The organism is Massilia sp. P2_C2 (assembly GCF_056404615.1).
On sequence record NZ_JBFUDR010000293.1, the window covers coordinates 1 to 7890 of the forward strand.

8 protein-coding genes are annotated in these 7890 nt (G+C 61.1%); 1 reads left to right on the forward strand and 7 read right to left on the reverse strand.

Annotated elements, in window-relative coordinates:
* The 3 genes from AC1DYX_RS24965 to AC1DYX_RS24975 form a co-directional block, all read right to left on the reverse strand.
* On the reverse strand, positions 1-257 hold a 257-nt coding region (locus AC1DYX_RS24965; RefSeq protein ID WP_477263888.1), incomplete at its 3' end, for a hypothetical protein.
* Positions 258-764: 507 nt separating this feature from the next.
* On the reverse strand, positions 765-1118 hold the full coding sequence (locus AC1DYX_RS24970) for a hypothetical protein (protein ID WP_477263889.1): 354 nt from the start codon (positions 1116-1118) through the stop codon (positions 765-767).
* 836 nt (positions 1119-1954) lie between these two features.
* Positions 1955-3082, reverse strand: a complete 1128-nt coding sequence (locus tag AC1DYX_RS24975) for a GGDEF domain-containing protein (RefSeq protein WP_477263890.1) — start codon at positions 3080-3082, stop codon at positions 1955-1957.
* Positions 3083-3460: 378 nt separating this feature from the next.
* On the opposite strand from AC1DYX_RS24975, the gene AC1DYX_RS24980 reads away from it, so the two are divergent.
* Positions 3461-4132 carry an SOS response-associated peptidase gene (locus AC1DYX_RS24980; protein WP_477263893.1) on the forward strand — a complete coding sequence of 224 codons (672 nt, stop codon included), beginning with the start codon at positions 3461-3463 and terminating at the stop codon, positions 4130-4132.
* 10 nt (positions 4133-4142) lie between these two features.
* Here AC1DYX_RS24980 and AC1DYX_RS24985 read toward each other — a convergent pair whose 3' ends face one another.
* From AC1DYX_RS24985 to AC1DYX_RS25000, 4 genes are all read right to left on the reverse strand, one after another.
* Positions 4143-5513: an MBL fold metallo-hydrolase gene (locus AC1DYX_RS24985; RefSeq protein WP_477263895.1), complete on the reverse strand. Its 1371-nt coding sequence runs from the start codon at positions 5511-5513 to the stop codon at positions 4143-4145.
* Positions 5510-6058, reverse strand: coding sequence for a flavin reductase family protein (locus tag AC1DYX_RS24990; protein ID WP_477263897.1), 549 nt, complete (start codon positions 6056-6058; stop codon positions 5510-5512). Before AC1DYX_RS24990 ends, AC1DYX_RS24985 begins: the two co-directional genes overlap by 4 nt.
* An 87-nt stretch (positions 6059-6145) precedes the next feature.
* Positions 6146-7246, reverse strand: coding sequence for an acyltransferase family protein (locus AC1DYX_RS24995; RefSeq protein WP_477263899.1), 1101 nt, complete (start codon positions 7244-7246; stop codon positions 6146-6148).
* Positions 7247-7420: 174 nt separating this feature from the next.
* Positions 7421-7890 (reverse strand): choice-of-anchor Q domain-containing protein (locus AC1DYX_RS25000; RefSeq protein WP_477263900.1); only part of this gene is annotated, 470 nt, incomplete at its 5' end.

Consider the following 7890-nt stretch of genomic DNA (forward strand, 5'->3'; position numbering starts at 1 on the left):
GAGCCTGCCGCGTAGGAGAGACTCAATGACGGCGTCATTCCCCCTGCGCCCGGCGGCAACGTCAGATCATATTTGTAGGTCGCGGTACCGCTGTCCGACACCGCGAATTGCGCACAGGCGGAACCCGCCACGAACATCGAAAACAGCAGCACACTACCGCGAATGGTTCGCGCAGACATACGACGCATCGTTCTGGCTGTCACGTTCAAGAATTTGAGCACGCCCTGGACCTCAATATTATTCAAGCCTTCACCCATACCGGCACAAACCTGCCGCAACCCAGCTGATTGCGGCCCAGGTACATGACGGTGAATGGACTAATTAAGAAAAACTGTTACCGCAACGGGCAAATCACCAAAAATATAAAAAATGTTGAATCGAACGATACGATTTCACAAAATTCGATATATTGCCGCTCAACCCTCGATTTAAGCCGCAGGCCTGTTTTTTAGATCGTATTTTTTCAGCGGCCCAAGTTAACTCTAAGGCAAAAGTTGCATTTTGGCAAGCACTAGCGAAAGAATTACTCTTCCGTTTTTCGCGGGAACTATTCGACGTGCCGAGCGCGCAGGCGCTAGTCCGGAAAGCCGCAAGCCCGACGTGCACGTTCGCGGACTACTTATTCCCGCGTCCTGTCTTATCAATGCGCACGATGGCTCGTCAGATGACGATTGCAGCCCAAATGTGGCGATGAGGGAACGACGCGCGACCAGCCGATTGCCGACTTTCCGCGCACTTGCATCCGATGCCGAGCGAACGACAAATTACTGCGTTACGTCTCCAATATACAAAGGAGCTGGAGCATTCCCATAGATAGGCAAAGTTGAACAACTTCCAGTACCGCTGAAATAGATTTGAGCGAGGCCATTTTTCTTCTTGATGGCTTCAAGAAGACCAAACCATACGGCACAAGTCGTCGGACTGACGCCTTGACGTTCTGTATTCAAGTTGCACATATATGTATAGTCGCCTCGACCGCTGTGCAGGACGTTCAGACTGCCATCTGCATAAACCAGAACATTAATGACATTAACTTGGCAAAAATAATCTGCTGAAGCCTGTTGAGAGACGAAAAAGCAGGTCGCCAAAAGGACGAGGCGAGAAAAGACTTTTTTCATATCGTTGTTAGGATTTTCAATCAAGAGTTAAGTAATCAGCACTTCGCTAGCGACAATCGACACGTGTAAAAAGCACTACAAACCAATATCAGCTACGCACGACGCTGCACCAGGAAATGTTATGCCGCGCAAACCAGCGTCAGCGCGGCCTTGCGCGCCAACCAGAGTTCGCGTAACGTGAATCTTGGTGGGCGTCGGGGACTTCCGCACAGCCGCAAGTTGGTTTTTCAGGCCGTATTTACTCAACAAACCAAGTGAACTCTAAAACAAGTATTGCAATTTAGCAGGCACTTGTTAAAGAACTATTCTCTTTTTTGTCTGCCGTTATGGCAACACCTCAAAACGGGCCATTTAGCCGGGCCGCAATTGACTGCGAGGAAAAGGTAATAGCGCCGCGTTCCGTCGAATCGGCAAAGTAGATGGTGGCGTGCCCGCATGAGGCTGATTCGATCTAAGCAACCGCACATTGCAGTGCACAGTCAGAATCGATGCGGACGGCATAGGAACTGGGCCAAATTTCCAGTTTGAAGGGACATATCGCTGGAGGGAGTGCCTGATTCAGCTAACGATCATGCTGTCCCAAGCCCGCTCATTTCAGACAGGCCGCGCCCGGCTTTGGGCGCAGGCCCAACGCATGGGATTTACCTGGACGCCAATGGCAGCAGTTGGAGCAACATTTGACGCTTGATCCTCCTCCCAGTCATGCCGAAGTCAGGCATCGGCATGCGATCAAAGGGTTTCTGTAGCGATTGCGGATTGGCGTGACCTGGCGCGAAATTCACCAGTCAGACATACCTTGAACAAGTTCCCTTTTCGTATTCGGCCGATCTACCCGCTCAGGCCGACTTCGCGTCGTCCGTCACGATCACGCGCGCATCCGCGACCCGATTTCGCCCTGCCCGCTTGGCCGAGTACAGCGCCGCATCAGCCCGCTGCAGCAGGCCCGCCAGCGTTTCCCCGGCATCGAGACTGGCCACCCCCACACTGACCGTGTAGCGCACGATCACGCCTGCGGATCCGGGCACGCCCGCCCGTTCGAGCGCGCCGCGCAGGTCGTCCGCGAGACGCACAGCGGCGTCCGCATCGGTGCGCGGCAAGAGCACGGCGAATTCCTCGCCGCCCAGGCGGGCGCACGTTTCGCCGCGCAGCACGGCGACGGTGCGTGCCACGAGGTCGACCAGTACTTGGTCCCCTACCGCGTGACCGTGCGTATCGTTGACGGTTTTGAAGTGGTCGACGTCGAGGATCAACAGCGATAGCGCATCGCCCTCGCGCTGGGCATGCACGCGCGCCCGCTCCGCCTGGTCGAAGAACGCCCGGCGCGACCAGGCGCCCGTCAGGTGGTCGTGCTCGGCCGTGTAACGCGCCTGTCGGATCAGGCCGGCATTCGCCATCATGACGGCGCCCAGCGTCAGCCCCGGCAGCGCCAGCGTGCCGAGGGCGAAGCAGACGAGATTGACGGGCGACATATCGAACATTGTCACCCGGGCGTCGTACTGCACGGCATACAGCACGGCGCGCACCGTGTGGGCCATCACCAGCATCAATGCAGCGCCGAACGCGAAGCGGACCGGGTAGCGGGATTCTCCGGTCTCACTTCCCGGCCGCAGGCCCCAAGCCATGATCAGGTACACGCTACCGTGAAACACGGACGACAGCGCGACGCGCACCGCCATGGCATCCACCCCGTAATGGAATACGGCTAACGCCACGGTCGACGCGACCAACAGCGCCGTCAACGCGCGCCTCGGTACGGGGCGGCCGAAATGCCGCACGAAACCGGCATGCATCAACGCGGGCGCGCCCAGGAATAGCAGGTTCGCGACGTCGATGGACAGCACGTCCGGAATCCGGCCACGGCCCGCGAAGAGCAGCAATGCCGCGATCGCCAGCACATTGGCCCACGTCCACGCGCGTACGCCGTCCACGCCGCTGCGTGCCAGCGAACGCAATACCATCAGCATGATCGCAGACAATGCAGTGGTGACGAGAAGAAAAAGTATGGCGATCAAATCGGAACCGGCAAGATGGGCTGACCGTGCAAATAAGCCAAGCATTGCACGGAACTTGGCACAGGCGCGCGAAATTGCGCACAGGAAATAAAACCAAGTTTAACAAATTTGTGCGCTGCATCCTATCGACTTCTAGTCGGCAATGACGTTTCGCACAGATCAATGTCGCACACGAAACACATCCGTGCCCAATAAAACTGCTCATGGAGCGGATCCTTTCCGTCGACCTCTTCCGCGCATCGGCTGCGTGCCTGTCGGCCTGGCGCTGGTCGCCCCGCACGCCCGCCCTAGCGGACGACCGCCGTCCGCCATCTGCGCTACCATCATCCCATGTGTGGACGATTTGACCAAAGCCAGACGGCGCGCCATTACGCCAACCTGATCGGTTGGACTGACGCCGTGTTCGACAGCGAGTCGAGGCCGACGACGAATGCGGCGCCGGGCACGTATCGGCCTGTCATGCATGTGCAGGACGGCGAGCACCGCGTGGACGACGTGTTCTGGAGTTACCGCGCGAAATGGGCCGAAGGTAAAGTGCCCATCGTCATCAATGCGCGCCTGGAAAAGCTGGCCAACCGCTACTGGTCGCGGCTCGTCAAGAACGGGCGCGGCATCGTGCCGGCCGAGGGCTGGTATGAATGGACAGGCGAAAAAGGTCATAAACAGCCCTGGCACATCCACCGCAAGGACCACGGGCCGCTATTCATGCTGGCCGTCGCCAACTTCGGAACCTTCGAGGAAAACCGGGCCGAAGCGGGCTTCGTCATCGTCACGGACGACGCCTCGGGCGGCATGCTGGACATCCACGACCGCCGTCCCGTCGTGCTGGAGGCCGAGGATGCGAAGCTGTGGCTCGACCCGAATCTGTCCCCGCTGCAGGCCATCGAACTCGCGCGCCATGCTGCCGTGCCTGCCGATGCCTTCGAATGGTACAAGGTCAGCACGGCCGTCAACCGCGCCGGCGCAGACGGGCCACAGATCACGGCGCCACTGGACGACTGACCTCCCTTCCCTAGCGCCAGACCACCTGCATGCGTCGCCCGGCGCGTGCGAGCGCATTGTTGACCAGGTAGCGCAGCGTCAACAGTGGATGGCGCCGGTCATACCCGTTCTTGCCCATCCGTTGCGGCAGGAAGAAGCGGCTGAATACGCGCGTGGCGTCGACGCGAGCTACCCGGAATCGGCCGTTGACCTGGGTCGTATCGAAACCATATTCGTTCTTGAAAAGGAAGATCGCATTACTGGATGTCAGGATCACATCGCAGGCCGCATCGTCCGCCAGTTCCGTGGCGCCCTGGCGATAGGAAAAACGCAGCGTCCTGTGCAAGTCGGCGATGTGGATCGTCAGCGGGGCGATGCGTCCCGTCCATTCGAGCAGGCGCGGCAGGCCCTTCAGGTTCGTGTTCACCGTGTCGCGGTAAGATGCGAACGCGGCCTGGACCTCGGCCAGCGTCGCCGGCGGCTGTTCCGGGAGTAGCCGGAATCCGGCCTCGATCAGGCCGCGCCAATGCGCCAGCGCGCGCTCGTGCATGGCAAGCAACGACGCCGGGGTATCGGCCGCGAGATCGATCGTGTCGCCCGGTTTCAGGAAGCGCATGAGGTGCGCGTGTGCGGCCAGGCCCGGCGCGCCGCACACCACGTGCGGTGCGTTCTGTTCCGCGTTCATGTAGGCATTCTCGGCGGCGCTGAAATACACAAAGGACGCGAACGGCACGACCAACGCCGGTGCGAACGTTTCGATCTGCAAGGCAATCCGTTCTATCTTCTCGGCGGCAGCGGCCCGATGCCGCGCCGGGTCGTCCGGGTTGCCCACCCAGTTCGCGTAGCCGAATTGCGTGAACATCACATCGATGCGCGGCGCGATCTCGTCGAGCGCCGCCTTGACGCAGCTGCACTGCTCACGGGTATTGATCACGCAATCGTTCAGGTTCAACACAGTCTTGCCGCCCGCTTCGATCAGGCTGAACGAATCGCCTTCGCTATAGGGAAACACGGTGATGCGCAAGCCGGACGCGAGCGTCTCCGGAACGCCGGTCCGGCATTCGCGCACCTGCTGGCCGTTGCGCTGCAGGAAGCCGAGCACGCGCTTGTCCAGCGTTTCCTGGAACAGGAAGCAGGCTTTGCCGCGGAAGTCTTCCCTGAATTTTTTCAGGAACGAAATCGAGAAATGATCGGGATGCTCATGCGAGTACCAGATATACACCGGCAGTCCGGACTCGTTCAGCCGGGCGATCAATGCCGCATTGCTGGTCGATTGGTCGAGCAGGCTCCAGCCGTGATTGAACGCGGCGCCTTCCAGCCACGGGTCGACGAGCAGCAGCGCGTCGTCCGTGCGGATCTCGAAACAGGCGTGATTGATGAAGGTCAGGACGTTGCGAGTCATGGTTGGGTTCCGGAAGAAGGGATCGCCACGAAGCRCCCGCCATGGAAGCCGAGCGCCCGCGCCTGGACATTCACGTGACAGCGTTCAACCTGGCCGACGAGGATGACGTGGTCGCCCTCCTCGTAGCGGCTGCGGTTGCGGCACTCGAACCACGCCACGGCGCCGTGCAGGATCGGGAGGCCCGTGCGGGACAGGTCGAACGCGAGTGCCTCGAAACGGTTATCGACTTTTTGCGAGAATCGCAGCGCCAGCCCGGCCTGGTGCTCGCCCAGCACATTGACGATGTAGTGCGACGCCTGCATGAACGCGGGCATGCTGCGTGCCTTGTTCGCCAGGCTCCACAGCACGAGCGGCGGTTCGAGCGATACGGAGGTGAACGAATTCACGGTCAGCCCATGCGCCTCGCCGTCCTGCGCGCGGGTGATGACGACCGCGATCCCGGTGGCGAATTGCGACAGTGCGCGGCGAAAATAGGCGGAATCGAAATCCGGAGGCGCGGCACCGGTGGCCGACTCGCGAGCAGATGTGGGCGCAGACGTGGACATGGCATTGCCGCGGTGAGGGAGATGGTTCACTGTAGCCAAACGATTCATCGCTACGCTGATACCTGACAAGCATCGCGCCATGGGCACTCATCCGCTCTGGCCCGGCAGCTTGCTGAACTTCGGCAGCAGCAGACTGCCCAGGCGCGCACGCGCCGGCCCGTCGTACCAGCGGTCGGCCAGCAGGCAGGCCGGCAGGAATAGCGCGAGGAAAACGAGGCCGGCATAGGGTGCCCAATGCTCGACCGGCATGTGCAAGCCCTTGCCCAGCACCCCGTTCAGCGTGCGCGCTACGGGGACGTGCAGCACATAGACCGGGTAGGACAGCGTACCGAGCACGGCCGCCCAGCGAGCGCCGCTGCCGGACAGCGGGCAGCGCATCGCCAGGCCGATCAGCAACGGGAACAGCGCGGTCACGGCAAGCAGTTCGTAGACGGCGCGCAACGAGGCCGGGGGACTGGCGACCAGCAACGCCACCACGACGCCGACCAGGATGACCGCATGCATGCGCGCGCTGTCGCCTGCCGACAAGGCGGCATTGCGGACACCGTGCCCGTGCCGGTACAGCGCAACTCCGACGAAGAACGAAAAACCGACCCGGAACGCCCCCACAGGCATCGTGGCGGGAGAAAAACCGCCATGCAGGCTGTGGCCCGGGGTGACGCAGAGCACCAGCGCCAGACCGGCCGCGCACAACAGGATCAGGATCAATAACAGCCTGCCGCTCAGGCTGCGCAGGATCAGTGCGTAGAACAGGTTCGCGACAAGTTCGAAGAACAGCGACCAGGCCGGCGTATCGAGGGGATACAGGTCGGCCCCGGACAGCGTCGGCAGCATCAGCATGGCGGCGCCCAGTGTCCACGAAAGATCGCCCTGCAAGCCCTCGGCCGCGAGGCCCGAACGCGCCGCCAGCACGGGCGCGAGGCCGAGTACGCTGCCGAGCAGGTAGAACGGATACAGGCGGATGAGCCGGATCAGCATGAAGCGACCCGCCGGCAGGCCCGCCTGCAGGCGCACTTCGTAGGCGTTCGCGATCACGACCCCGCTCAGCATGAAGAACAGGTCGACCGCCAGGTGACTCATCGGCAGCGCCCAGCCGAAGAAATACGACGTGTGCCGGACCAGGACGATCAGCGCAGCCGCGCCCCGGATCGCGTCGAGCAGGTAGAAATAGGTGGTTTTATTGTTCATGGGTAGAGGTGGCGCGCTCCAGCCGACTATATCGGGCGGACCAATCCCTCATCCACGGGCAGCGCAAGCGTTTCGTTGAGGTAGCTCAGCACAGAGATAAAGAAAAAGCCCGCAAACCAGTTCAGGCATGCGGGCTCCGTTGCGCCGTGCTCGCAGCACGGCGGGTAGCGACGATCAGTGCTGGTAGGCGCCGATGTCGTAGCCGGTCGTACTGTTGCGCGGCTTGCCGTCCAGGTCGGTCGGGTAGGCGTTGGTCGCGATGCCGCGGCCGATTGCCGGCGAGCTGGTGCTCAGGTGGAAGTCAGGCGTCGTCACCGTGCGCGAATAGGCCTTCAACAGCGGATCCGAGCTGACGGTCGCGGTGGCTACCAGACCATTGCGCAGCGAGATGTTGTACGTCGTGTTCTTGTACACGAGATTGTTCTTGTACTGGTTGGACGTACCGGTCTTGCCCTGCTCCGAGATGCCGTACTGGTTGTCGTACACGATGTTGTTGGCGACGAAGATATTGTTCGCGCCGGCCGTCGAGTGATAGAAGTCGCCGCCGCCCACCACCATGCCGAAGCTCGACGTGGTCGCCGTGTTATTGGTGATGACCACGTTGGTCGCGTCGTGCCACAGGTGGATCGCGGCGCCGGATACAC

What these genes read in the sequence shown, in the direction of transcription:
- AC1DYX_RS24970 (WP_477263889.1), bottom strand. Translation starts at nt 1,118, where the DNA reads ATGAAAAAAGTCTTTTCTCGCCTCGTCCTTTTGGCGACCTGCTTTTTC.
- AC1DYX_RS24975 (WP_477263890.1), bottom strand. Translation starts at nt 3,082, where the DNA reads ATGCTGATGGTATTGCGTTCGCTGGCACGCAGCGGCGTGGACGGCGTA.
- AC1DYX_RS24980 (WP_477263893.1), top strand. Translation starts at nt 3,461, where the DNA reads ATGTGTGGACGATTTGACCAAAGCCAGACGGCGCGCCATTACGCCAAC.
- AC1DYX_RS24985 (WP_477263895.1), bottom strand. Translation starts at nt 5,513, where the DNA reads ATGACTCGCAACGTCCTGACCTTCATCAATCACGCCTGTTTCGAGATC.
- AC1DYX_RS24995 (WP_477263899.1), bottom strand. Translation starts at nt 7,246, where the DNA reads ATGAACAATAAAACCACCTATTTCTACCTGCTCGACGCGATCCGGGGC.